Origin of the sequence: Actinomadura chibensis NBRC 106107, from assembly GCF_001552135.1 — a bacterium.
GTDB lineage: Bacteria > Actinomycetota > Actinomycetes > Streptosporangiales > Streptosporangiaceae > Spirillospora > Spirillospora chibensis.
On sequence record NZ_BCQP01000044.1, the window covers coordinates 97,847 to 122,050 of the forward strand.

The following is a 24,204-nucleotide window of genomic DNA, read 5'->3' on the forward strand; positions in this document are numbered from 1 at the left end:
CCCGGTGTGGCTACCAGGGTACGCGCCCGCGCCCACCGCCCGTCCGCCCGCGCGGGAGCCCAGGTGGGGGCGCCGGTGGGGCACGGGGAAGGGCCGGAACGGAGCGGCTGGAACGGAGCGCGACACGACCGTTACCAAGAAAGGGCAAATAGCGGACGGAGCGCAGTCGGGCGATTACGCTGCGAGACTGTGACCGATCTGCGTACGCCGCCGACCAGCGACGGCGATCTCTTCTCAGAACGCGCCCGCCAGTACGCCCTAGAGAAGCCCCTGCAGCGGATCCACGTCCTGGAAGCGGGCTGCGGCTGGGGGACGGGCCTCGACCTCGGCGACCGCGACCACCACGTCACGGGCGTCGACCAGGACTCCCCCGAGCTGCGCGCCCACACCGTCGAGCGGCCCGACCTCGACACCTGGCACCTCGGCGACCTGCGCACCGTGCCGCTGCCGCCGCGCGCGTTCGACGTCGTCCACGCGACGTACCTGATCGAGCGGGTGCCGCACGCCGAGCTGGTGCTCGACCGGTTCGTCGCGGCGCTGAAGCCGGGCGGGCTGCTGCTCGTCCACCTGCGCGACCGCAACACCGCGTACGCGTTCCTCGACCGGACGCTGCCGCACTGGCTGCACGCGTCCGGCCGCCGCCGGCGGCGCCGGGCGCGCCAGGGGCGCGGCGCGCACGCCCGCGTCCCGCAGCCCGCGGGCGAGTCCGCGGCCGTCGAGGGCGGCGAGGAGCGGGCCCCCGAGCGGGCGGCGCGGCCCGGGGGCCGGACGGCCCCGCCCCCCGCGATCTACGACCGGGTCGCGTCCCGGTCGGGCATGCAGTGGTACTGCGTGATGCGCGGGCTCGTGGTGTGCGAGGAGTACGCGTCCCGGCGGTCGATCGAGGCGCTCGGGGCCGGAACCGGCCCCGCCGACCTGCTGTGCCGGCTGGTCTCGCTGCTGAGCAGGGGACGCCTCACCGCGGAGCACAGCGAGGTCACGTTCGTCATCCGCAAGCCCGAGAACCGTTTCGCCCGGGTCATCTGAGGCTGTCCGGGGGTGCGTGCGTCCGCCCCGGCGCAGTATTTTTCCTGCGGAAACTCCCATTCGCACGCACCCGCCCGGCCGCGCGCCGGGCCAGATCGGAGACCGCGGTGACCGACGGCGTACCCGACACGCTGCGCGACCTGCCCGCCTGGACCCCCGGTCCGGTGGAGCTCGCCGACCTCGAGCTGATCCTGGCCAGGGCGTACCGCCCGCTGACCGGGTTCCTCGGCTCGTTCGACGCGGCCATGGTGATCGCGGGCGGCCGGCTCGCCGACGGCACGCCGTGGCCGGTGCCGGTCACGCTGTCCGTGCCGAAGGAGCTGACCGAGCACGAGCGGATCGTCCTGCAGGACCCGGAGGGCGTGCCGGTCGCGCTGCTGGACGTCACCGAGGCGTGGCGGGACCCGACCGGCCACGGCTGGCGGCTCGCCGGTCCGCTGGAGGCGCTGCGCGCCCCGGCGCACGGGGCGTTCCACCGGCTGCGCCGCCGTCCCGACGAGCTCGACCCGGTGGAGGGCCCGCTCCTCGCGGTGGCCACCCGCGAGCCGCTGCACCGCAAGCAGCTCGGCCAGCTCAGGCAGGTCGCCGAGCGGCTCGGCGCGCAGGTGCTGGTGCTGCCGCTGCTCGGCGGCGAGCACGACGAGTCGCTCGTCCGGGCGCTGCTCGGCGTGCGCCGCGAACTGCCGGACGGCGCGCGGATCGTCCCCGTCCCGCTGCCCGAGCGCGACGGCGTGGAGCCCGGCCGCGACCTCCTGCTGCGCGCGCGGGTCGCCGCCGCCTACGGCGCGACGCACCTGCTCGGCGACGCGGAGGTCGAGGGCACCGCGATCCCGGTCGTCGTGCCCGAGCCGTGGGCCTACGACGCCGACGTCGAGGTGTGGCGGCCGGTCGCGCGGATCGAGCCGGACCACGTCCAGGCCGAGCTGACCGCCGAGCGGCTCGGCGAGCTGCTCGACGCGGGCGAGCCCGTCCCCGACTGGTTCACCCCGCCCGCGGTGGCGGCCGAGCTGGCGATCGCCCGCCCGCCGAAGGTGCGGCGCGGCATCACGGTGTTCTTCACCGGCCTGTCCGGGTCGGGGAAGTCGACGGTGGCGCGGGGCCTCGCCGACGCGCTGGTCGAGCGCGGCGGCCGGACGGTCACGCTGCTGGACGGCGACGTCGTCCGGACGATGCTGTCGTCCGGCCTGACGTTCTCGCGCGCCGACCGCGACCTGAACATCCGCCGGATCGGGTTCGTCGCCGCCGAGATCACCCGGCACGGCGGCACCGCGATCTGCGCGCCGATCGCGCCGTACGCGGCGACCCGCGCCGAGGTGCGCCGGATGGTGTCCGCCGTGGGCGACTTCATCCTCGTGCACGTCGCGACGCCGCTGGAGGAGTGCGAGCGCCGCGACCGCAAGGGCCTGTACGCCAAGGCGCGGGCTGGTCTCATCCCCGAGTTCACCGGGATCTCCGACCCCTACGAGGAGCCGGTGGACGCCGATCTCACGCTCGACACGTCGGCGATGACGCCGGACGAGGCGGTCGGCCGCGTCCTCGCTCTCCTCGTGGATGGCGGCTGGGTGCGACCCGCCTAACCCTTGGTGCCTGATTCGTCACTGATCGTCGACCGTAACCCGGGTTAACAGGCGTGCCCCGCATGTCCTAGTCTGACTGACGAGTTTTCCTATATGCCTGGTAGGTCATGCCAATGGACTTCGATTGGACGATGGCGTTCGGCTCGTTCCTGGTCGCCATCATCGTCGGGCTGACCGGCATGGGCGGCGGCGCCCTGATGACGCCGATGCTGGTGACGTTCTTCGGCGTCAGCCCGCTCGCCGCCGTGTCCAGCGACCTCGTCGCCGCCGCGGTGATGAAGCCCGTCGGCAGCGCGGTCCACTACCGGCAGGGGACGATCGACCTGCGGCTCGTCGGCTGGCTGTGCGCGGGCTCGGTGCCCGCCGCGTTCTCCGGCGTGCTGCTGGCGAAGGCGCTCGGCGGCGGCGCGTCCGTCGAGGACCTGATCGGCAAGGCGATGGGCGTCGCGCTGATGATCGCGGCGGCCGGGCTCGTCGCGCGCGGGCTGCTCGGCCGCCGGTTCCGCGGGGAACCCGCCGAACGGTCCGAGGGCGAGTCCCGGGTGAAGGTGCGGCCGGTGCCGACCGTGCTGGTCGGCGTGGTCGGCGGGCTCATCGTCGGGATCACGTCCGTCGGCTCCGGCTCGCTGATCATCGTGGCGCTGCTGGCGCTCTACCCGTCCCTCAAGGCGAACCAGCTCGTCGGCACCGACCTGCTCCAGGCCGTCCCGCTGGTGTTCGCGGCCGCCATCGGCCACATCCTGTTCGGCGACTTCCGGATGGAGGTCACCGCCGCGCTGCTCGTCGGGTCGATCCCCGGCGTGTACCTCGGCTCGAAGATCTCCTCGCGGGCGCCGGGCGGGCTGATCCGGCGCGTGCTGGCGCTCGTGCTGGTCGCGTCCTCGCTGAAGATGTTCGGCGTCGGGGCCGTCCCGCTCGCCTGGACGATGGTCGTGCTGGCCTCCGGCACCGTCGCCGTGGCGCTCGTGCTGCGTAACCGCGCCGCCCGGAACCGGGATACGCTGCACTCTCCCGTCGTATCGCCCGGCCTCGCGGGCACGTCAGGAGAGCAGGGCGAGCGTGGACCAACGATGGCCGCATGACACCGTCGACGTCCTCGGCGTCCGGGTCAGCCGCACCGATGTCGCGCAGTTCCGGACGTTCGTGGAAACGGCGGTCAAGGAGCGGACGAAGCTGACCGTCACCTTCGCCAATCCGGACTACGTGCTCAAAGCGCAGAAGGACCACGGGCTGCGCGATCTGATGAACGGCTTCGACCTCAACCTCCCGGACGGCTGGGGCGTGGTCCTCGCCGCCCGGATCTTCGGCCGCCCGGTGCCGGGACGAATGGCCAACGACGACCTCACCGACCATCTGTTCGGCCAGCCCGCCGAACACGGCTGGCGCGTCTTCCTGTTCGGGAACGCTCCGGGCGTCGCTGAGGCGGCGGCGGAGAACGTCCGGAACTGGTATCCGGGCCTGGAGATCGCCGGGACGCAGCACGGCCACTGGGCGGCCGAGAACGGCCGCATCCCGGAGGCGACGGCGGCGCGGCTCGTCGCCGAGATCAACGAGTCGGCCCCGGACATCCTGCACGTCGGGCTGGGCACGCCGCTGCAGCAGCGGTTCGTCACCGAATACCGGGACGAGCTCGCCGCGCCCGTCGTGATCACCTGCGGCGCCTACTTCGAGCACCTCGCGGAACGGCGCGACTACTATCCGGCCTGGGTGCTGAAATTGCGGATCGGCTTCCTGTACCGACTCGCCCGGGAACCGCGCCGACTGTGGCGCCGTTACACGATCGAACTGGGCGCATATCTGACCCGGGTTCTGGTCCACCGAATCCGGAACGGCAAGAGCCGGGACGCGTGATCGCGGTCTCCTTCCCGCCGCGCTTTCCCGGAACGGCTGCCTGCTTTCCCGCTTTGTGGTAGTACAAGATGCCATCACTATTCCCGGCCGCACCCCGGAGCACATTCATGCGCCGTTCAATCGCCTGCATCACGGCCACCGCTCTCGCCGCGTCCGCCCTGACCGCCGCCGCGGCGGGCCCGGCGTCCGCCGACCTCGCCCAGGGGTCCGTGGTCTCGGCGAACCCGGTTGACAACACCCCGCACGTGCTGGACGGCACCGTCCGCGCCATCGCCGTCGTCGGGAACCTCGTCGTCGTCGGCGGCAACTTCGAGGAGGTGCGCGAGGCGGGCAGCGGCAAGCCCACGCTGAAGCGCCACAACCTCTTCGCCTACGACAAGGGCACCGGGAAGATCAGCACCGCCTTCGTCCCGAAGGTGAACGGCACCGTCCACGCCTTGCAGGCGGGCACGAGCGGCTGGGTCTACCTCGCCGGGACGTTCACGACCGTCAACGGCGCCGCGACCGGCACGGTCGCCTCCCTCAACACCGCCACCAACAAGGTGCACACCGGCTTCAAGCCGAACGTGAACTACCGGGTCACCACCATGGTGCGGCGCGGCGCCCGGCTCTACATCGGCGGGACGTTCACCAAGGCGGGCGGCAAGGCCCGCACCGCCGTGGCCCGGATCGACGCCCTGACCGGCGCCGCCGACGCCGGCTTCAACTTCAGCGTCACCACGCCGCGGTCGGGCGCGCTCAAGGTGTACAAGCTGGCGGTCGACCCGGCCGACACCCGGCTGGTCATCAACGGGACGTTCACCAAGGTCAACGGCCAGAGCCGGCCGCAGATCGCGATGATCAACACGGGCAACGGCACGGCGACGCTGTCGTCGTGGGCGACCACCGAGTACGCCGACGCGTGCAACCTCGGCGCGTTCGACACCTACATGCGCGGGATGGACTTCTCCCCCGACGGCAAGTACTTCGTCGTCGTCACCACCGGCGGCCCCTACGGCACCAGCACGCTGTGCGACTCGGCCGCGCGCTGGGAGTCCTCCGCCACCGGCTCCGGCAAGAAGCCGACCTGGGTGAACTGGACGGGCGGCGACACGCTGCTGTCCACGTCCATCACCGGCGCGGCCGTGTACGTCGGCGGGCACCAGCGCTGGCTCGACAACCCGCAGGGGCACGACTCGGCGGGTCCCGGCGCGGTGTCGCGCCCCGGCATCGGCGCGCTGAACCCGTCGACCGGCAAGGCGCTCTCCTGGAACCCGACCCGGACGCTCGGGCACGGCGTCGAGACGCTCGTCGCCGACCCGAAGGGCCTCCTCGTCGGCAGCGACACCGACCAGCTCGGCCACGAGTACCACGGCCGCCTCGGCATGTTCCCGCTGGGCTGAGCCCGGCCGCCTCCGGACGTGACGGATGTGAAAAAAGCGGCCTTGTGAGATAAAGGGCGGTAACAAAACGGGCCCTATGCGGTGAACAGAGGGCAACAACCATTGAAACGAAGGGGGCGGCAGTGCACGAACACGACCCGTTCCCCGGTGGACATCACCGGCCCGACCCGCGCCGCTCGCAGCCCGTCCCGCCCACCCGGGCGCGGCGTGCCCGGCGGCGCGGGCCGCGGCCCGCGTTCTACTTCACGACCGCGGGCACCCTCATCGTCGTCGGCTGCTCCGCCGGCGCGATCGCGCTCGGCGGCGGCGCGCTGGACCGCGACGCCCGCACCACGTCCGCCGGGTCCGGCACCGTCGTGCCCGCCGCCGCGGACACCTACGTCGTCCGCGAGATGCCCGGCAAGGGGTTCGGCGACGCGAAGAAGATCACCGCGTCGCTGTGGCCCTCCTGGCACACCGAGGCCTACGTCGCGTTCGACGTCCCCGCCGGGACGCCCCGCGTCACCAAGGCCCGCGTCGAGGTCGTCTTCGACCGTCCCGAGAACCGGCCGCGCGACGTGGAGCTGCGCGCCCTGCCCGGCTCCTGGACGGAGAACGACACCTCCTGGGCGAACCGCCCCGTCGCGGGCCCGGTCGTCGCCACCGCCGTCACCCGCGGCGACAAGATCCTGTTCGACGTCGGCTCCGTCGTGACCGGCCCCGGCCGGTACGCGTTCGCGATCACCAACCGCAGCCCCGGGTCGGCGGCGTCGCTGCACTCGCGGGAGACCGGCGAGGGCCCGCGCCTCGTGCTGAAGACCCGGCGCGGCGACCGGCCGTCGCCGAGCCCGTCGGCCTCCGGCGGGAACCCCGAGCAGACCGCGACGTCGCTCCCGACGCCCGGCCCCGAACCCACCTGGGAGGTGCCCGAGCCGACCACGCCGCCGTCCGGCGGCGGCACCCCCGGCGGCGGCCGGACGCTCTGCGGCGTCTCCCTCAACCTCAAGTCGGGCGAGACGTTCCAGCGCGCCCTGACCCGCATGGACACCGAGTACGGCGGGCTTGAGACCGTCCGGCTGTTCTACCGCGGCGTCCCGCCCGCGTGGCCCGGCAACCCGAACACCGGGCACCGGCCGCCGATCATCTCGTTCAAGCTCGCGCCGAAGGACGTCCTGTCCGGCAAGTACGACAAGGCGTTCACCAACTGGTTCGCCACCGCGCCCAGCGACCGCGACGTCTACTGGGTCTACTACCACGAGCCCGAGGACAACATCGCCTCCGGCGAGTTCACCGCCGCCGACTACCGCGCCGCCTGGCGCCGGCTGCGGACCCTCGCCGACAAGGCCGGGAACCCGAAGCTGCACGCCACGCTCGTCCTCATGGGCTGGAGCCTCGACCCGCTGTCCAAGCGCGACTGGCACGACTACTACCCGGGCCGCGACGTCATCCAGGTCCTCGGCTGGGACGTGTACAACCTCGGCTGGAAGAAGGGCCGGTACGACGACCCGTCCACCATGTACGACCGGGTCATCGCCACCAGCAGGGCCGAGAACCTGCCGTTCGGCGTGGCCGAGACGGGCAGCTTCCTCGTCAAGGGCGACAACGGCGACCGCCGCGCCGCCTGGCTCCGCGCCACCAACGCCTACCTGGCCAAGAACAAGGCCCTGTGGGTCGCCTACTTCGACCTCGACTGGAGCACCGGCGACTTCCGCCTCCTGGACCCACAGAGCAAGTCGGCCTGGCGAGAATTCTGTTAGTTGTGTCTACCCAGGGGGCGACCCCCTGGAACCCCCGTTGGTCGCGAGGGGCCGTTTCCCGAGTCGCGTTCGCTCTCGGGAAACGGCCCCTCGCTCCTCGGTTCGTGCGGCCGGAGGGCGTGGCCGCCCTCCGGCCGCACGAACCGTGACCCCGGCCTAGGCTCACTCCAAGAAGGTGGGCTCGTCGGTCACTCTGTCTTGGCGGCTGTGAGGACGGGGACGTTCGCTGCGTGGCGGGCGGGGAGGGTCGAGGTCGCCAGGGTCGCCGTCGCCGCTGCCGCCGTCACCAGGGGGAACAGCCACCAGGGCGGGGCCGGGCGCAGGAACGAGCTGCCGGTCGCCACGTGCAGCAGCGTCAGCGTCCCCGTCGCGACCGCGAAGCCGAGGACCGTGCCGAGGACGACCACGGTCGCCGCCTCCCAGCGGACGATCGAGCGGATCTGCCGCGCGGTCGCGCCCACGGCGCCGAGCAGCCCGAACTCCCTCATCCGCTCGGCGATGCTCATCGACACCGTGGTCGCCATCCCGAACAGGGCCAGCAGGAGGGCCATGCCGACGAAGCCGTACGTCGCGCGCAGCGCCCGGGTGAGCGACGCCGACGCCTCCGCCACGTAGGCGTCGCGGTCGAGGACCCGGACGCCGGGCGCTCCGGCCAGCGCCCGCGCCAGGGCGTCCGGGGAGCCGCCCCGCACGAGGACGACCTGGGTCGCCGCGTTGGCGTCGAGCGCGTCCATCGTCGCGGGCGCCACGAGCGCCTGCTCGGCGAACAGGTGGGACGGGTCGTGGAAGGCGTCCGCGACGGTGAGCGCGGCCCGGCCCTGCGCGCCCCGCACGACGATCCGCTCGCCGCGCCGGAGCCCGCGCTCCTTCATGACGTTCGACGACAGCGCGATCTGACCGGGACGGAGCGCGCGCGGTCGGCCGCCCAGCCGCAGGACGTCGCGCAGCCCGGCCTGCTCGGCGCCCGTCACCGCGAAGCGGAACGGCTCGTCCTCAGCGGACCGGTCGGGCGACACGAGCCTGACCTCCGTCCGGGTCAGCGCCGCCGACCGCGAGACGCCCGGTGCGGCCGCGACCCGGGCCGCCACGTCCCGCGACAGCGGCGCGGGGGCGCCCTCGGCGGTCCTGGCGGTCGCCGCGACGGCGTGCTCGGCCGCCATGACCTCCCGTCCCGCCTCCGCGAAGCGGTCGTGGACGGACACCGTCACGAGCGCGACGGACGACACCAGCGCGACGCCCAGCATCAGCGACGAGGCGGCGGCGGAGACGCGGCGCGGGCTGCGGGTGATGGTGGCGCGCGCCAGCCATCCGGTCTCGGCGCTGACGAGCGTCCCGACGCGGCCCACCAGCCCGCCCAGCGGCCGGACGAACAGCGGGGTGAGGACGGCCAGCGCGGCCATGGCCGCCAGCGAGCCGAACAGGACCATCAGGGAGACGGCGAACGTGCGGTCCGGGCCCGGCGGGTCGCTGGCGCGGACGGCGGCGCCGACCGCGAACCAGAACCCCGCGCCGAGGAGGATCGCGGCGGCGGCCAGCACCCGGGGCAGGCGGCGCTCACGCGGCTCGGCGGCGGTGCCGCGCAGCGCCTGGACGGGCGGGACGCCAGCGGCGCGGCGGGCCGCCCGCCAGGCGGCGGCCTGGGTGACCGCTATCCCGGCGGCGGCCGGGACGCCGAGCGCGACCCAGCCGAACTGCGCCCCGGCGGCGGAGACGTCGAAGCCGTCCCGCGCGAACAGCCGGGTGAGCAGCGCGGACATCGGGAAGCCCGCGGCGACGCCGCCCGCCGACGCGATCGCGCCGAGCACCAGCGCCTCCAGCCGGATCAGCCGCTTCACCTGCCTCGGCGTGGCGCCGATCGCGGCGAGCAGGGCCAGCCGCCGGGTCCGCTGCCGCACCAGCGTGCCGAAGGTGTTGGCCACGACGAACAGCCCGACGAAGATCGCCACGGCGGCCAGCATGCCGATCACCCCGGCGACCGACGCGCCCTCGCTCGCCGCGGCGTCGGCCTGCGCGCGCCGCACCGACGCGGCGGTGCTCACGGTCGCCGCACCGCCGAGGCGCGCGGCGAGCTCCCCGCGCAGCCGGTCGGCGGACGTGCCCGGGGCGGCCTTCAACCAGACGCTTTGCCAGCTCCCCGCGGGCAGCAGGGCGGCGCGCCGGACGGTCTCGGGCGGGGCCAGCACCAGGTCACCGGCGGCCACCGCGTCGCGCCCCTGGACGGTGACGATCCCGGCGACCCGCACCCGGCGCGTCTCGCGGGGCAGCGTCAGCGTCAGGGTGTCTCCGGCGCGCAGCCTCCCGGCCCGCGCCATGTGCCGGACGACCGCCACCTCGCCGGCGGCGGGGGCGCGGCCGTCCGCCAGCCGGTAGGGATTCAGCCTCGGGTCGGCCACCCAGGGACGCAGCAGCGTGCGGCCCTCGGCCGCCGCCGTGATCGGCTTCCCGTCCGGGCGGGCGGCCGTCACGGGCACGGCGGCGTCCCCGGCGGCCGCCGCCACCCCCGGCAGCGACGCGATCGCGTCCGCGCGGATCCGGCCGCCGGACGGCGCGTACGGGTCGTCGGGGTCCACGGTCCCGCCGCGCACGAGCACGTCCGCGCGGAAGTATTCGCTGGCGTCGCTGCCCGCTACCGCGTCCTGCGTGCGCAGCGCGAACTGAAGCGAGCCCGCGATGAGCGCGACCGACCCGAGCGCGGCCAGCAACGTGGCGACCAACCGCCCCCAGCCCTCGACGACCGAGCGACGCGCAATGAGCCACACAACGCTCACCGGCCCCTCCCACCCACACGCACGTGCCCGACGACCAGCGCACCCAACTCCCCCAAGACCGCCCCACCGACGAGAAACAGACCCCGCTCACCCACCACGAACACCCCGCAAGGAACTAAGGCCACCAAAGATAGTCTCAACTAAGACTATATCGAGCGCTTCTAGTCCCCCCTCCTCCCAAAGAAGGAAGGATCGTCAACGCCCGAGCACGATTAGCCCCTCTCGGACCGAACCTGAGCCGGGAAACGTGTGGGGCGGCCTTCGGCGCCCCAGCGCCGAAGGCCGCCCCACACGCCGAACGGCGGGGCGTTTTCCGAGCCGCGAACGCGGCCTCGGGAAACACCCCGCCGTTCGTAACGGGGGTTCCAGGGGGTCGCCCCCCTGGGCTTACTTACGCGCCAGGATGATCGTCCACATCGCGGCGCGGCTGGCGGCGTCGGTGGTCGCCGTCTTGCCTCCGTAGCCGCCGGTGGCGACGGTGCCGTTGCTGTCGACGACCAGCGAGGTGATGCGGCCGCCGCCGGAGCCGATGCCGGTGCCGCGGGACGTGACGCCGGCCGGGGCCGTCCACGACGTGGTCGAGGACGACTTGTCACCCCAGTACGTCACCGCCCAGGCGCCGAACTCGCCGACGGTGGCGGTCGGGCTGGTGTGGTCGGTGACGGTGCCGCCGTCGACGCCCTTGGCCACGGCCGCGACCGGGTCGGTGGCGTTGGTGTTCTCGTACGCCAGCAGCCGGATGTCGGCCTTGGTGTAGTCGCTCAGGCCGACGTTGACCTGGGTTCCGGCGTCACCGGCCTGCGCGACCCGCTTCCAGAGGACGGACGTGGCGCCGCCCACCGACTGCGTGTCGACCTGCGTCCACCCGGACGGCGGGGTCGCCAGCGTCGCGGTGCTGCTGTTGAAGGTCAGCACCATGATCAGGCCGTCGCCGGGCTGGACGGTCGGCGGGACCTGCGCGTACGCGGTCTTGACGTTGGCGTTGCCGCCCGACCCGCCGCGGAACCCGATGTTCGCCTGGTTCGGCGCCACCGTGACGTCCTGCGTCTTCGTGCCCGTGCCGCCGCGGTTGTCGGTCACCGTCAGCTTGACGGTGTAGGTGCCGGCCTGCTCGTAGGCGTGCTGCGGCGTCGCGCCGGTGCCGTCCTTGCCGTCGCCGAAGTCCCACGCGTAGGACGCGATGGTGCCGTCCTCGTCGGAGGACCCGGCGGCGTTGAACGAGCAGTCGAGCGCGTCGCAGTTGGCCGTGAACGCGGCGGTCGGCGCCTGGTTCGGCGTGCCCGCGTAGACGAACACGGTGCGTCCGCGCCAGTCGGCGGTGCTCACCTGGGTGCTGTTGCCGGAGGGCACGCCCGCCTCGGAGAACGCGACGCGGTACAGCCTGCCGCTGCTGTTGCTGACGTAGTAGAGGTTGCCCCCGTCGACGAACATGCCGCCGACCGACGACCAGTTCATGCCCGGGAGGTTGCCGACGGCGGTGGACTCAAGGGCGCCGACGACGTTGCTCTCGGGGTTGAAGGTCCGGTAGTACAGCGCGGACGTCCCGCGCGTGTAGTAGATCCGGCCCTTGTAGTAGAACATGCCGGTGATGTTCGGCACCTGGCTGTGCCAGGTCGTCATCGAGGCGAGCTGGTCGGCGGTGTTGATGGTGGTGGGGGTGCCGAGCGCCGTCCCGTCGAAGGTGCGGCGGCGGAACGTGCCGTCGGACCCGCCGTAGAACAGCTCGCCGTTGAGCATGAACGCGCCGCGGGCCTGCCGCCAGTCGACGCCGCCCGTGTTGTCGTTCACCTCGGCGCCGGCGGTCGTCCCGTCGAACGAGCGGTGCTTGAGGTAGTTCTGCGCGCCGAAGCCGGTGCCGCCCGCGTAGTAGACGTTCCCGGGAAGCTTGCCGGGGACGAGGTTCGGGACGGTCTTCCCGCCGGTGATGGGCATCAGGGCGAGCTTCTGGTGGTACTCGCCGCCGATGTTGTCGGTGTCGCTGCCGACCCACAGGCCCTCGTCGGTGGCGAGCATGTCGAACACGCCGACGCCCTTGTCGCGGCCGGGGTTCCAGCTGAACGGAAGCCCGCTGACGGGGTCGAGCGCGACGATGCCCTCACGGCCGACGGCGCCCTGGCCGGGACGGTCGCCCGCGAACGGGTTGTTGGCCCAGCGGAAGTGGCCGCCCGTGTAGACCGCGGTGTCGGTGATCTCGACGGCGTAGGTGGTGTCGCCGCCGGTGAAGTTCACCCAGGTGGGCTGCTGGCCGCCGCCGGTCGCGCCGCTCTCCCAGCGCGCCTGGGTGTCGCACAGCTTCGCGGAGCCGCCGTAGGCGCCGGTGGTCGTCACGACGAAGTACTTGCCGTCCGGCGAGAACTCGACGTCGCGCATGTAAGTGTCGAACGACTGGGAGCACTGGTCGGCGTAGCGGACGGTGTCCCAGTTCGCGAGCTGCGCGGACTGGCCGGTGAGGTCCAGCATGACGATCTGCCGGCGGGTGCTGCCGGCGACCGAGCTGAAGTTGCCGACGCCGACGAGCTTGGACCCGTCGGGGCTGATGTCGAACTTGTACATCGTGGTGACGCCGTCGCCGGTCTGCGTCCCGGCGAAGGACAGGTCGACGAAGTCGTCGCGGGCGCCGGTCTGCGGGTCGAGCGTGGCGAGCGCGACGCGGGCGGCGCCGCCCGCCGTGGTGAAGGTGCCGCCGACGTAGAGCCGGCCGCCGGCGAACCGGAGGTCGCGGACGCGGGCGTCGAGCTGCGGGTTGAACGCGGCGATCGGGGCGCCGGTCTGCGCGCTGATCCGGGCGAGCACGAAGTGCCGGACGCCGTTGATCTCGCTGAAGCTGCCGCCGACGTAGATCGACTGGCCGTCCGGGGCGGGCAGCAGGACGCTGGCCTCGCCCTTGTTGAGGCTGGGCGTGAAGTTCTGGTCGATCGCACCGGTGCCGGCGTCGAAGGCGAACAGCCGGTTGCGGGTCAGCACCGGCTTGTTCGAGCCCGCCTCCTTCACCTGGGTGAAGGAACCCCCCACGTAGATCTTGGAGCCGATCTTGATGATCGACCGCACGTCCCCGTCGACGACGTGCGGGGTGTGATCCGCCGGGTCGGCGCTGACGACGCGCCCGTGCCCGGGTTCGGATCCCCGCTGGTCGGCCTGCGCCGGGACGGCGACGGCGAGGCCCGTCAGCGTTCCCAGCGCCAGCACCGCCCCGGCGGCGAAGGCCCCCCACCTGCGTCTGCCCATCAAGCCCTCCGTGCAAAGTCGAGGCAAAGCTGCCCTGTGATGTGTCGTATTGTGCGCGTGAAGGTGACCGGCGCCGTGCCGCGGGTCCGCGAGAACGGCCAGCGTGCCCCGCAGGGTACGCTGCGCACCTCGGGAGGACGCCTCTCACCCCCCTTCGGACGACCGGAAATAGTGGCCGAAAACGGCCACGCTCCGCTGTCGTCCCTGGCAGTGGGGCGGACGTCCACCAGTCGCGGCGGTGCGCCCGCGGGCGGGCGGGCGGTCCGGGCACCCGGCGGCGTCCGCGCACCCGATGGTGCGGCCAGGGGAACGGAGCGTTGATTGACCGGGATGCGAGGGATCGCGGGGAGCACGCCCCTCGCGCCGCCGCGGCTGCTGCCGTGGCGGCTGCGGCCGGGCTGGCCGCTCAGCGTCGCGTTCCTCGGCTTCCCGCTGTGGTGGATCCTCGGCCTCGCCAACGTGGTGCTGCTCGTGATGACGGTGCCGATGGCGATGACGCTGTGGCGGCGGCGCGGCACGCTGGTCGCGCCCTTCGGGTTCGCGGCGTGGCTGTTCTTCCTGGTGTGGGTCGTGCTCGGCCTGCTCGTGCTGTGGGCGGACGCCCCGCTCGCCGAGCCGGGCGGCGGGTTCAGCAGGCTGCTGGTCTACGGGTGGCGGCTCGCCTGGTACATCTCGTTCACGGTCGTCCTGCTGTACATCGGCAACCTGAGCGAGCGCGACCTGCCGTCCGGGCGGATCGGCAAGCTGCTCGGCTACATGTTCATCGTGACGACGGTGGGCGGCCTGATCGGCTCGTTCTTCCCGTCCATCCAGCTGACGTCGCCGATGGAGATGGTGCTGCCGCACGGGCTGACGAGCAACTCCTTCGTGCGCGACATCGTCCATCCGAAGGTCGCCGACATCGAGTCGATCCTCGGCTTCGAGCAGTCGCGGCCGATGGCGCCGTTCGCCTACGCCAACACCTGGGGCGCCGCGTACGCGTTCTTCCTGCCGTACTTCCTGCTGACCTGGATCCTGCGCGCGAAGCCGCGGCGCCGGATCGCCGGGTTCGCGATCCTCGCCGCGTCGCTGTGGCCGGTCGTGTACTCGCTGAACCGGGGCCTGTGGGGCGCGCTCGGCGCGATCGGGCTGTTCGGGGTGGTCAAGCTCATCCAGGTGGGCGGCCCGCGGGTGATCGCCTGGACGGCCGGGATGGCCGCCGCCGGGGCGATCGTCGTCGCGCTGTCGCCGCTGCCGGGGCTCGTCCAGGACCGGCTGGACAACCCGCACAGCAACAACCGCCGCACCATGCTCGCCGAGGAGACGACGCGCAGCGCGCTGGCCGGGTCGCCGATCGTCGGGTTCGGCTCGACCCGCAACGTGCAGGGCGACCTCGGCCAGGTCTCCGGCGGCGACAAGGAGGGCTGCAAGGCGTGCGGCTCCCCGCCGCTCGGCACGCAGGGCCACCTGTGGCTGCTGCTGTTCGCCAACGGCCTGGTCGGGACGGTCGCGTTCTCCGCGTTCTTCCTCATCCGCTTCTTCCGGCACTGGCGGGATCGCGGCGCCTACTCGCTCGCGGGGTGCTCCGTGCTGATCGCCCTCGCCCTTTTCATGATCACTTACGACATGGTGGAGGTACCGCTGTACACGGTGATGATCGCGGTGGCGCTGATGTGGCGGGCCAGGCGGGACGCCGTCGGCGGCCAGGTGCACCCGTTCGCGCGGGCGCTGACGGCCGGGACGTCCCGATGAGCGCCCAGGCCGGTGAGCAGGCGGGCGAGCGGGCGGGCGAGCGGGTCCGGGACGCCTGGATCGACGCCGCCCGGGAGCTGTGGCCGGACGCCGACGTCACCGCCGTCGGGCCGGGCCGGTCCGGCGGCGCCCGCCGCGAGCTGGCGTTCCTGCCGGACGCCGAGCACCCGCGGCTGCTCGTCCCGGCCGGGCTGCCGGGCGCGGCGGCGAGCGCGCTGCGCCGCTACAGCCACGACCTCGGCGTCAGGCAGCGCGTGTCGCGCGGCCTCACCGCGACCGCGGTCCGCACCGGCCTCCCGGAGCGGACGCTGAAGGACCGCCTGCGCATCACCGGCGGCGGGCCGTCCATCGAGGACCGGCTCGCCGAGCTGCTCGGCCGCCCGGTCGTGGTCAGCATCGGGCTCGGCAGCGCCCGCGCGAACCGCAAGCCGATCCTGCACGTGCTGTCGCCCGGCGGGGAGCCGGTCGCCTTCGTCAAGGTCGGCGACACGGGCACGGCGCGCGGCCTGCTCGCCGGGGAGGCCGAGGCGCTCGCCTACCTGGACGGGCGGCTGGACGGCCGGATCCACGTCCCCCGGCTGCTGCACCACGGCACGTGGCGGGCGCTCGACCTGCTCGTCCTGGAGCCGCTGCCGACGAGCGCGCGCGGCTGGCGCCCGCGCGGCCGGGCCCCGGTCGCGGAGATGCGGGCGCTGTTCGAGGTCGGCGGCGTCGAGCGGGCGCCGCTGCGCGACAGCCCCTTCTGGGCCGCGACCGCCGCGAGCGTCGACGAGGTCCTGGACGACGGGCGGCGCGCCCGGTTCGGCGAGGTCGTGGAACGTACCGGCGAGGCGCACGGCGACGTCCCCCTCGACTTCGGCGCCTGGCACGGCGACTGGACGCCCTGGAACATGGCCTGGCACCGCGGCGTCCTGCGCCTGTGGGACTGGGAGCGCTTCGGGCGCGGCGTCCCGAACGGCTTCGACCTGCTGCACTACCGCCTCCAGGAGGCCATGCGCACCGCGGCGGGCCCGCCCTACGCGACGTGGCCGGACGGCGCCGCCGCCGTCCTGGAGCCGCTCGGGCTGACCGGCGCGGCGGCGGACGCGACCGTCCGGCTGTACCTGCTGGAGCTGTGCCGCCGCTACCTGCTGGCCGCCCAGGAGCCGATCGGCGAGCCGCTGCGCGCCGACGCCGAGCGCCTGCTCGCCCTGCTCCACTCCACCGCGACCGACCCCGGGAGGAACCCGTGATCTCACGCCGTGACGCCCCGCAGTGGGTCAAGGAGGCCGGACGCGCCGCCACCCGGGCGGGCGGCCGCCTCACCTCCGCAAGCCGGATCCTGCCCGCCTTCCTCATGGTCGGGACGCAGCGCGGCGGGACCACGTCGCTGTTCCGGGCGCTCGCCGCGCACCCGGCGGTCGTCCAGCCGAACTTCCACAAGGGCGTCCACTACTTCGACGTGAACTACCCGCGCGGCCTCGGCTGGTACCAGGGGCACTTCCCGGTGCGGGCGCTCGCCGAGCGGCGCGTCGCCGCGGCGATGCCGGACGCGCGGCCGCTGGCGTTCGAGTCGGCCGGGTACTACATGCACCACCCGCTGGCCCCCGAGCGCATCGCCCGCGACCTGCCGGGCGTGAGGCTGGTCGCGCTGCTCCGCGACCCGGTGATCCGCGCGTACTCGGCGCACAAGCACGAGCTGGCCCGCGGCTTCGAGACCGAGCCGTTCGAGCGGGCGCTCGACCTGGAGGCCGAGCGGCTCGCGGGCGAGGTCGAGAAGATCAAGGCCGACCCGGCGTACGTCAGCCACGCCCACCGGCACCACTCCTACGTAGACCGGGGCCAGTACGCCGACCAGATCGGACGGCTGTTCGAGCTGTTCGGCCGCGACCGCGTCCACGTCGCCTACGCCGAGGACTTCTTCGCCGAGCCCGAACCCTGCTACGACGCGATCCTCGAATTCCTCGGCCTGCCCCCGTGGCGGCCCGAGTCGTTCGAGCGGCACAACGCGCGTCCCGGCTCGCCGCTGCCCGACCACCTGCACCGCCGGCTGGCCGACCACTACGCCCCCTGGGACGACAAGCTCGCCGCCCTGCTCGGCGCTGAGCCCGCCTGGCGGCGGAGGGCACGGTGACCCGGCGGCGATGAGCAAGCGCACCCTCGGCCCGTCCAGCGTGCAGGCGGAACCCCCGCTCGCGCCGGACTCGATCCCCGTGACCCGGTACGCGGGCGCCGTCCGGCGGCACCTCGCGGCACTGGTGATCGCGGTGGTGGCGGGCTGCGCGCTCGGCGGCGCGAAGGTCGCGCTGACCCCGGCGACCTACACCGCGAACATCTCGGTGCTGGCGCCGCCGGTCGCGCTGCACCCGGGCATCAACATCGGGTCGTCGATCGACACCAACAAGCGCAACCCGCGCGAGACGACGATGGACACCGAGGCGCAGCTCGTCTGGTCCGACAGCGTCCTGTCCACGCTGGCGACGAAGCCGGGCTTCCACGCCTCGCGCGACGAGCTGCGCAAGCGCGTCGACCTGAGCGTGCCGTCCAACACGCACGTGTTCACGATCGGCGTCCGGGCCCGGTCGCCGCGGACCGCGCGCGACGGCGCCGCCGTCGTCGCGGAGGCGTACCTGAGCCTGCGGGCCCGGATCCTCGGCCAGCTCCAGGAACGCAACCGGACGGCGCTGGAGCAGAACCTCAACTTGCTGAAGACGCAGCTCGACGCCCTCCCCGGCGACGAGGACGAGCTGCGCCGCGTCACCACCCGCACCCGCCGCCAGGCGATCATGAAGCAGATCCGGGACGTCCAGCAGCAGATCTCCGGGCTGAAGAGCAGGGCCGAGCAGCCGGGCGAGGTGCTGCGCGCCGCCACGCTGCCGCGGCACCGCGACGACCCGAACCGGGACGTGTCCGTCGCGACCGGAATCGGCCTCGGCCTGCTCGCCTGGATCGCGTTCGTCCTGCTGCGCGAGACCCGGCCGCGGCGCATCCGGCGGCCCGCCGACATCCGGCTGCACGCCCGGCTGCCGATCATGGTGGAGGCGAGCACGCTCGGCGGCGGGCACCGCGAGGTGTGCCGCCGCCTGCGCAACCTCGTCTTCGACGCCGAGGCGCGGACGGTGCTGGTCGCCGGGGTGCCGGGCACGGCGGGCACCGAACTGGCCTACGAGCTGGCCGAGCTGTGCACCGAGGGCGGCTCGGCGTCGACCGTGCTGCGCATCGCCGGGGACGGCGACGCCGAGCCGCCGTCGCCGGACCCCGTCCCCCGCACGTTCGGCGTCCGGCTGGTGCGCAGCGACGACGACCGGCAGCTCACCCGCGCCGTCGACAAGGCAGGCCGCGAGTCGCGCGTCGTCGTCATCACGACGCCCGACATCACCGGCGCCGACACGATCGCGGCCGCCGCCGCCAGCGACCTCGTCCTGGTCGTGGTGGAACGGGGCCGCGCGCTCGACCGGGAGGTCGCGAGCGGCGTGCTGGCCCTCGACCAGTCCGCGAACCCGGCCCGCGCCATCGTGCTGACCTCCCCCGCGCCCGCGGGCCCGGCCCCCCGGACCGCGCGGCGCACCCCGTCCCGGCCCCCGGCCCGCCCTCCGGCGCGGCCGCAGAACCGAGCCCCGGCTCCCGGACGAGGTTGAGATGAACGGAACCGTCCATGTGCAACGCGCGGTTAAAGTCGTGATGAAAAGACATCCGCGGATCGATGAGGGGATTCGTCGTGGGAGCTGACCAGACGGCAGACCCGCAGGGGGGGCAGCTCCTGTCCCTGATCCGGCGGTACGCGGCGGTGCTGATCGTCCTCGGCCTGGTCGGGGCGGGCGCGGGCATCGCCCTGGAGATCGTGATCCCGCCGCCGTACAAGGCGACGGCGACCGTCCTCGTCACCCCCCTTGAGGGCAACCCGTACTCGCCCGAGGGGCGCGGCGACGACCTCGTGAACCTCCAGACCGAGGCGCAGCTCGTCGCCACCGACGGCGTCGCCCAGATTGTCGCTAAGAAGCTCGGGCACAAGGCGGAGGGGACCATCGGCGTCTCCGCCCCGCCGAACACGCAGGTGCTCAGCCTCACCTACACGACGGGCGACTCCGGCGACGCCCGCGCGGGCGCGCAGGCGTTCGCCGACGCCTACCTGGAGTACCGGACGCAGCGCGCGCAGAGCGTGGTCAACAACCAGCTCACCAAGCTCAAGGCGCAGGCGGCGAAGGTGGAGCGGCAGCTCCAGCAGGCCAACCGCGAGCTGGCGATCTCGACCGGGTCGAAGAAGGCGACGATCGCGCAGCGGATCACCGCCTACACGAACCAGCTCGGCGTCATCGACGAGCAGTCCAACGACATCGCGAGCACCCCGATCGACCCGGGCCAGGTCATCACCCCGGCGGCCGCGCCGAGCGGCCCCGGCATCATCCGGCCCGCGATGTACGGCGCGGGCGGGCTGCTGCTCGGCCTCGTCGCCGGGTTCGTGATCATGCTGCTCCGGGAGCGGCTGAACCAGCGGCTGCGCAACGCCGAGGCGATCGAGGGGCTCGGCGTCCGGGCGCTCGCCACGATCCCCTCCGGCGGGCCGGGCGGCGACACGCTCGCCCTGGTCAGCGCGCCGAAGAGCCCGGTGGGCGAGGCGTACCGGCGGCTGCGCGCCGCGGTCGTGGCGACCGCGCCGCAGACCCCGGTGGCGCTGCTCGTCACGAGCGCGACGCCGGGCGGCAGCGCCCGGCTGGCGAGCGCCAACCTCGCGGTGTCGCTGGCCTTCGCGGGCGCCAAGACCATCATGATCGACGCCACCACCGAGGACGCCGACATGACGGGGCTGTTCGGCGCCCGTCCCGGCAAGGGCCTGTCGGACACGCTGCTCAGCGGCACCGACCCGGCCACCCTGCTGATCCACACCGACTCGCAGCTGCGGCTGCTGCCGCGCGGGCCGCGCGCCCGCGAGGCCGCGCACCGCTACAGCGGCCCGCGGATGCGCGAGACCGTGAAGGTGCTGCGCCGCCGCAGCGAGTACCTCGTCGTCAACGCGGCGAGCCTGCACGACGCCGACGCGCAGGCGCTCTGCACGTTCGTGGACGCGGTCGTCCTCGTCGTGAACCAGGGCGTGACGACCCGCGAGGAGCTGCGCCAGGCGTACGTGGAGGCCGAGCGCGCGGGCGTGACCGTGCTCGGCGCCCTGCTGGAGCCGCCGGAGCAGCGCGGCGGGCGGCAGCAGCGCCAGGCCGCGCCGCCGCGGCAGGGCCGCGCGCCGCAGCGCGGCGGCGAGACGCGGGTGCCCGCGGAGGCGCGCGGCAGCGGCGAGACCCGGGTGCCGGGCGAGGCGTCCCTCGGCTGGGCGGACGAGCAGCCCGGCCCGGAGGACGCGCGCCGTCCCGACCCGTCCGACGAGGGCGGCTACTGGCCGGGCCGGGCGCGCGACGAGGACGACCAGGACGCCGACGCCGCGTCCCTCACCACCCAGGCCCTCCCGCAGATCAAGCAGCAGCCGCAGATCAAGCAGCAGCCCCGCGACCCGCGGCAGGCGCCGTCCCGGCAGCCGCGCCGGGCGGGCGGCTCGCGGCGCGGCGCCCCGCCGCAGGGGTCCGCGCGGCCGCGCGGCCCGCTGGCGCTCGAACCGCCCGCGGGCCCGGGCAAGCCGGTCGCGCCGAAGCCGCCGGTCCCGCCGTCCGACCTCGCCCCGGGCGAGGCGGACGCGGCCGAGCAGGCCGAGGCCGCCGCCGCGCTGGAGTCGGCCTCGACGCGGACGCAGGAGGACATCTCCAAGTACATGCCGCCCGAGCAGCCCGACGACGCGCCGGACGGCCCGGCCGCCGCCGAGCCCGGCCCCGGCATGCCCCGCTACGGGAAGAAGCCGCACAAAGCGGGTCGGCATGCCGGGTCCTGAACCCGAACCGTCCGGCGGGCCCAATCTGAACAGGCTGGCGAGGGGCGGCGCCCTCAACCTGGTGGGCGCCGCCGTCGCCGGCGTGCAGGGGCTCGCGCTGGTCTTCCTCGTCGCGCACCTGTACTCGCAGCGCATCGCGGGGACGTTCTTCGCCGCGACGTCGCTGTTCATCATCCTGCAGGCGGTGTCCGGGCTCGGCACGGACGCGGGGCTGCTGCGCTGGCTGCCCCGGCACCTCGCGCTCGGCGACCGGGCGGCGGCGCTGCGCACGGTGCCGGTCGCGCTCGTCCCGGTCGCGGCGACGGCGGCGCTCGCGGGCCTCGTGCTGGCCGCGACCTCGTCGTGGACGGCGGGCCACATCGGCGCCGACGACCCCGGCCAGGCGGTCGGGATGGTGCGGGTGCTGGCGCTGTTCCTGCCGCTCGCCGGGGCGCACGACGCGCTCCTCGCGGCGACCCGCGGGTACGGGTCGATGCGGCCGACCGTCCTCGTCGACAAGATCCTGCGGCAGACGCTCCAGGTCGCCGGGGTGATCGCGGCGGCGGTGCTGTCCGACGACGCGACCTGGCTGGCGTTCGCGTGGGCCGCGCCCTACCTGCCGTGCATCGCGATCGCCGCGCTCTGGTACTTCAGGATCAGCCGCCGGGGCCGGGCCCCGTCCGCGACGGCCGCGCAGGCCGACCCGGCAAGCTCCGCGTGGGGGCCGCTCGCGAGCGACTTCTGGCGGTTCACCGGGCCGCGCGCGTTCGCGCAGATCTGCCAGACGGCGTTCCAGCGCGCCGACATCGTCCTCGTCGCCGCGCTCAGCTCGCCCCGCGAGGCCGCGATCTACACGGCCGCGACCCGGTTCATCGTGATCAGCCAGCTCGTCACGCAGGCCGTGCAGAACGTCATGCAGCCCGCGGTGAGCCGCCTGATGGCGCTGTCCGACCGGACGGGCGCGCAGCGGATCTTCGCGGTCTGCGCGTCCTGGAACCTCGCGCTAGCCTGGCCGGTGCACCTGTCGATCGCGGTCGGCGCGCCGGTGTACGTCGCCTCGTTCGGCGCCGGGTACCGCGGCACCGGCGAGACCGTCACGGTGATCCTCGCGATGGCGATGCTGGTCGCGACCGCGACCGGGGCCCGCGACGTGATGCTGCTGATGGCCGGGCGCAGCGGGCTGAGCCTCGTCAACCAGAGCGCCGCGCTCGCCGTGAACCTGGTGCTGAACGTCCTGCTGATCCCGCCGTTCGGGATCGCGGGCGCGGCGGCGGCGCGGGCGGCCGGGCTGCTCGTCCGGACGCTGCTGGCGCTCGTCCAGGTCCGCCGCATCCTCGGCATGTCCCCGGCGAGCGCCGGGCTGTTCTGGGCGGGCGGCTCGGCGGTGGTGAGCTTCGCCGCGGTGCCGCTGGCCGTGCGGCTCGCCGCGGGGTCCAGCCCCGCCGCGCTGGCCGCCGGGCTCGTCCCGGGCGCGGTCCTGTACCTCGTCCTCCTGTGGGTCGGCCGCGAGCGGCTGTCCCTGACCGCCTTCGCCTCCCTGCTGCCGGGGCGGCGGGGCCGCCGACCCGCATCCGGGCCCGCGGGCGTCACCGTCCCGCCGGTCGCCGACACCACGCCAGCCACCAACTGAACCACTGATCGAGCGAGGGGGTGTGGGGGGCTCGTCCCCCCACGAGGACCATGACAGGAATTGACCAGGTGCGCCGCAAGTCCCGAGCGGTGCTGCGCAAGAGCGGGCTCGCGCCGAGCGGCCCCGTGTACGGACGGCTGGTGGACGCGGGCCGCTCGCTGCCGATCCCCGCGGCGGCGCGCGTCGCGGTGTCGACCGCCGTGCTGCGCCGCCCGTGGAAGGTGCCCGTCCGGTTCGACAAGCTGCTCGTCGGCGCGCAGGGCGGCTGGACCGCCCGCGAGTTCGCCGACCGCACCGGCGACATGCTGTGGCCGTCCACCCCGTTCCTGGACGGCCCGCACGTCGGCCTGCTGCGGCTCGCCGACGAGCACCCCGACCTGACCGACGAGCAGATCCTCGAAAGCGCCTACGGGCGGCTCGGGCTGCGCTGCATCGAGGCGGGCGGCAACTACTTCGGCGGCACCGACGCGGCGGGCGTCCTCGCGGCGGCCCGCGCGTTCGTGGCCCGCTACCGGGGCGAGGAGGTCCCGGGAGGGGCGCCGCGCCCGCAGCAGAGCGGCCCGCAGGACCCGGTGCTCGTCGCGCCCGTCCGCGGCTCGGACCGGTTCCAGATCCTGGACGGCCACCACCGCCTCGCGATCGCGGCGATGAGCGGCGCGGACGGCACCAGCGTCGTCGCGAAGTGGCTGCCGGTCACCACCCCGCTGCAGGACCTGCTGCTCAAGATGAGCTGGCTCGACGGCACCCACGAGCTGTACCAGCCGATCGACGCGCCCGAGCTGGAGACCGGGTGGACGACCGTCCGGCAGTGCACCGACCGGCTCGCGAAGATGGACGCGTTCCTCGCCGAGCGCGGCGTCTCCGGCGGCCGGTACCTGGACGTCGCGAGCTGCTACGGCTGGTTCGTGTCGCAGATGGCGGGGCGCGGGTTCGAGGCGGAGGGGATCGAGCGCGACCCGCTGGCCGTCCCGCTCGGCAAGGCCGTGTACGGCCTCCCGGACGGCGTGATCTCCACCGGCGACGCGGTCGAGTTCCTCGGCCGGCACGACGAGGGCCACTGGGACGTCGTGTCGTGCTTCAGCCTGCTCCACCACTTCGTCCTCGGCCGGGGGTCGGTGAGCGCGGAGGAGCTGATCAGGCTGCTCGACCGCGCCACCGGGCGGGTGCTGTTCTTCGACACCGGCCAGGACAACGAGAAGTGGTTCGCCGAGTCGCTGCGCGGCTGGGACCCGGCCCGCGTCGAGCGGTTCCTGCGCGAGAACACCGGCTTCGACGAGATCGTCGACCTCGGCCCCGACGAGGACGCCCGGCCGCCCTACGAGGACAACTACCGCAGGCACCTGTTCGCGTGCGTCCGGAAGGCGTGATCAGGTCGCGTCTCGCGGGCGCGCTCGCCGCGCTCGGCGTGCTGGCGGCGGGCTGCGGCGGGACGGCGGCGCCCGCCGAGTCCC

At 74.0% G+C, this 24,204-nt stretch carries 15 protein-coding genes; 13 read left to right on the plus strand and 2 right to left on the minus strand.

What is annotated here, in order from left to right; all coding sequences use genetic code 11:
- Positions 1-189: 189 nt before the first annotated feature.
- The 6 genes from ACH01S_RS46170 to ACH01S_RS25665 all read left to right on the plus strand — a co-directional run bounded on the left by ACH01S_RS46170 (position 190) and on the right by ACH01S_RS25665 (position 7,572).
- Positions 190-1,026, plus strand: a complete 837-nt coding sequence (locus tag ACH01S_RS46170) for a class I SAM-dependent methyltransferase (RefSeq protein WP_246236618.1) — start codon at positions 190-192, stop codon at positions 1,024-1,026.
- Positions 1,027-1,133: 107 nt separating this feature from the next.
- On the plus strand, positions 1,134-2,603 hold the full coding sequence (gene cysC / locus ACH01S_RS25645) for an adenylyl-sulfate kinase (RefSeq protein WP_067896519.1): 1,470 nt from the start codon (positions 1,134-1,136) through the stop codon (positions 2,601-2,603).
- Between the two features lie 113 nt (positions 2,604-2,716).
- Positions 2,717-3,685 (plus strand): sulfite exporter TauE/SafE family protein, encoded by a 969-nt coding sequence (locus tag ACH01S_RS25650; RefSeq protein WP_169809354.1) that lies wholly within the window; start codon positions 2,717-2,719, stop codon positions 3,683-3,685.
- Positions 3,663-4,454, plus strand: coding sequence for a WecB/TagA/CpsF family glycosyltransferase (locus ACH01S_RS25655; RefSeq protein WP_067896522.1), 792 nt, complete (start codon positions 3,663-3,665; stop codon positions 4,452-4,454). The genes ACH01S_RS25650 and ACH01S_RS25655 overlap by 23 nt, the downstream gene beginning before the upstream one ends.
- Positions 4,455-4,561: 107 nt before the next feature.
- Entirely contained in the window at positions 4,562-5,836 is a 1,275-nt protein-coding gene (locus ACH01S_RS25660; protein WP_067896525.1) for a hypothetical protein, read from the plus strand.
- Positions 5,837-5,958: 122 nt separating this feature from the next.
- Positions 5,959-7,572 carry a CBM96 family carbohydrate-binding protein gene (locus ACH01S_RS25665; protein WP_067896529.1) on the plus strand — a complete coding sequence of 538 codons (1,614 nt, stop codon included), beginning with the start codon at positions 5,959-5,961 and terminating at the stop codon, positions 7,570-7,572.
- A 188-nt stretch (positions 7,573-7,760) separates the two neighbouring features.
- Here ACH01S_RS25665 and ACH01S_RS25670 read toward each other — a convergent pair whose 3' ends face one another.
- Together ACH01S_RS25670 and ACH01S_RS25675 are read right to left on the minus strand one after the other, a co-directional pair.
- Entirely contained in the window at positions 7,761-10,340 is a 2,580-nt protein-coding gene (locus ACH01S_RS25670; protein ID WP_067896532.1) for an FtsX-like permease family protein, read from the minus strand.
- 387 nt (positions 10,341-10,727) lie between these two features.
- A complete protein-coding gene (locus tag ACH01S_RS25675; RefSeq protein WP_067896534.1) occupies positions 10,728-13,565 on the minus strand; it encodes a PKD domain-containing protein in 2,838 nt (945 codons plus the stop codon).
- Between the two features lie 330 nt (positions 13,566-13,895).
- Here ACH01S_RS25675 and ACH01S_RS25680 point away from each other — a divergent pair, with 330 nt between their 5' ends.
- From ACH01S_RS25680 to ACH01S_RS25710, 7 genes are all read left to right on the plus strand, one after another.
- A complete protein-coding gene (locus ACH01S_RS25680; RefSeq protein ID WP_083981128.1) occupies positions 13,896-15,296 on the plus strand; it encodes an O-antigen ligase family protein in 1,401 nt (466 codons plus the stop codon).
- Complete coding sequence (locus ACH01S_RS25685) at positions 15,293-16,528, plus strand: hypothetical protein (protein WP_067896537.1); 1,236 nt, start codon at positions 15,293-15,295, stop codon at positions 16,526-16,528. Before ACH01S_RS25680 ends, ACH01S_RS25685 begins: the two co-directional genes overlap by 4 nt.
- Positions 16,525-17,409 carry a sulfotransferase domain-containing protein gene (locus ACH01S_RS25690; protein ID WP_067896540.1) on the plus strand — a complete coding sequence of 295 codons (885 nt, stop codon included), beginning with the start codon at positions 16,525-16,527 and terminating at the stop codon, positions 17,407-17,409. The genes ACH01S_RS25685 and ACH01S_RS25690 overlap by 4 nt, the downstream gene beginning before the upstream one ends.
- Before the next feature lie 10 nt (positions 17,410-17,419).
- Positions 17,420-18,913, plus strand: a complete 1,494-nt coding sequence (locus ACH01S_RS25695; RefSeq protein WP_067896543.1) for a GumC domain-containing protein — start codon at positions 17,420-17,422, stop codon at positions 18,911-18,913.
- 80 nt (positions 18,914-18,993) lie between these two features.
- Entirely contained in the window at positions 18,994-21,144 is a 2,151-nt protein-coding gene (locus ACH01S_RS25700) for a tyrosine-protein kinase domain-containing protein (RefSeq protein WP_067896546.1), read from the plus strand.
- On the plus strand, positions 21,131-22,753 hold the full coding sequence (locus ACH01S_RS25705; protein ID WP_067896549.1) for a polysaccharide biosynthesis C-terminal domain-containing protein: 1,623 nt from the start codon (positions 21,131-21,133) through the stop codon (positions 22,751-22,753). Before ACH01S_RS25700 ends, ACH01S_RS25705 begins: the two co-directional genes overlap by 14 nt.
- 50 nt (positions 22,754-22,803) lie before the next feature.
- A complete protein-coding gene (locus ACH01S_RS25710) occupies positions 22,804-24,120 on the plus strand; it encodes a hypothetical protein (protein WP_246236617.1) in 1,317 nt (438 codons plus the stop codon).
- The last annotated feature ends 84 nt before the right edge of the window (positions 24,121-24,204 follow it).

Coding starts and splice junctions, on each gene's coding strand:
- ACH01S_RS25660 (WP_067896525.1), top strand. CDS start 4,562: ATGCGCCGTTCAATCGCCTGCATCACGGCCACCGCTCTCGCCGCGTCC.
- ACH01S_RS25680 (WP_083981128.1), top strand. CDS start 13,896: ATGCGAGGGATCGCGGGGAGCACGCCCCTCGCGCCGCCGCGGCTGCTG.
- ACH01S_RS25710 (WP_246236617.1), top strand. CDS start 22,804: ATGACAGGAATTGACCAGGTGCGCCGCAAGTCCCGAGCGGTGCTGCGC.
- ACH01S_RS25650 (WP_169809354.1), top strand. CDS start 2,717: ATGGACTTCGATTGGACGATGGCGTTCGGCTCGTTCCTGGTCGCCATC.
- ACH01S_RS25695 (WP_067896543.1), top strand. CDS start 17,420: ATGAGCAAGCGCACCCTCGGCCCGTCCAGCGTGCAGGCGGAACCCCCG.
- ACH01S_RS25685 (WP_067896537.1), top strand. CDS start 15,293: ATGAGCGCCCAGGCCGGTGAGCAGGCGGGCGAGCGGGCGGGCGAGCGG.
- ACH01S_RS25675 (WP_067896534.1), bottom strand. CDS start 13,565: ATGGGCAGACGCAGGTGGGGGGCCTTCGCCGCCGGGGCGGTGCTGGCG.
- ACH01S_RS25705 (WP_067896549.1), top strand. CDS start 21,131: ATGCCGGGTCCTGAACCCGAACCGTCCGGCGGGCCCAATCTGAACAGG.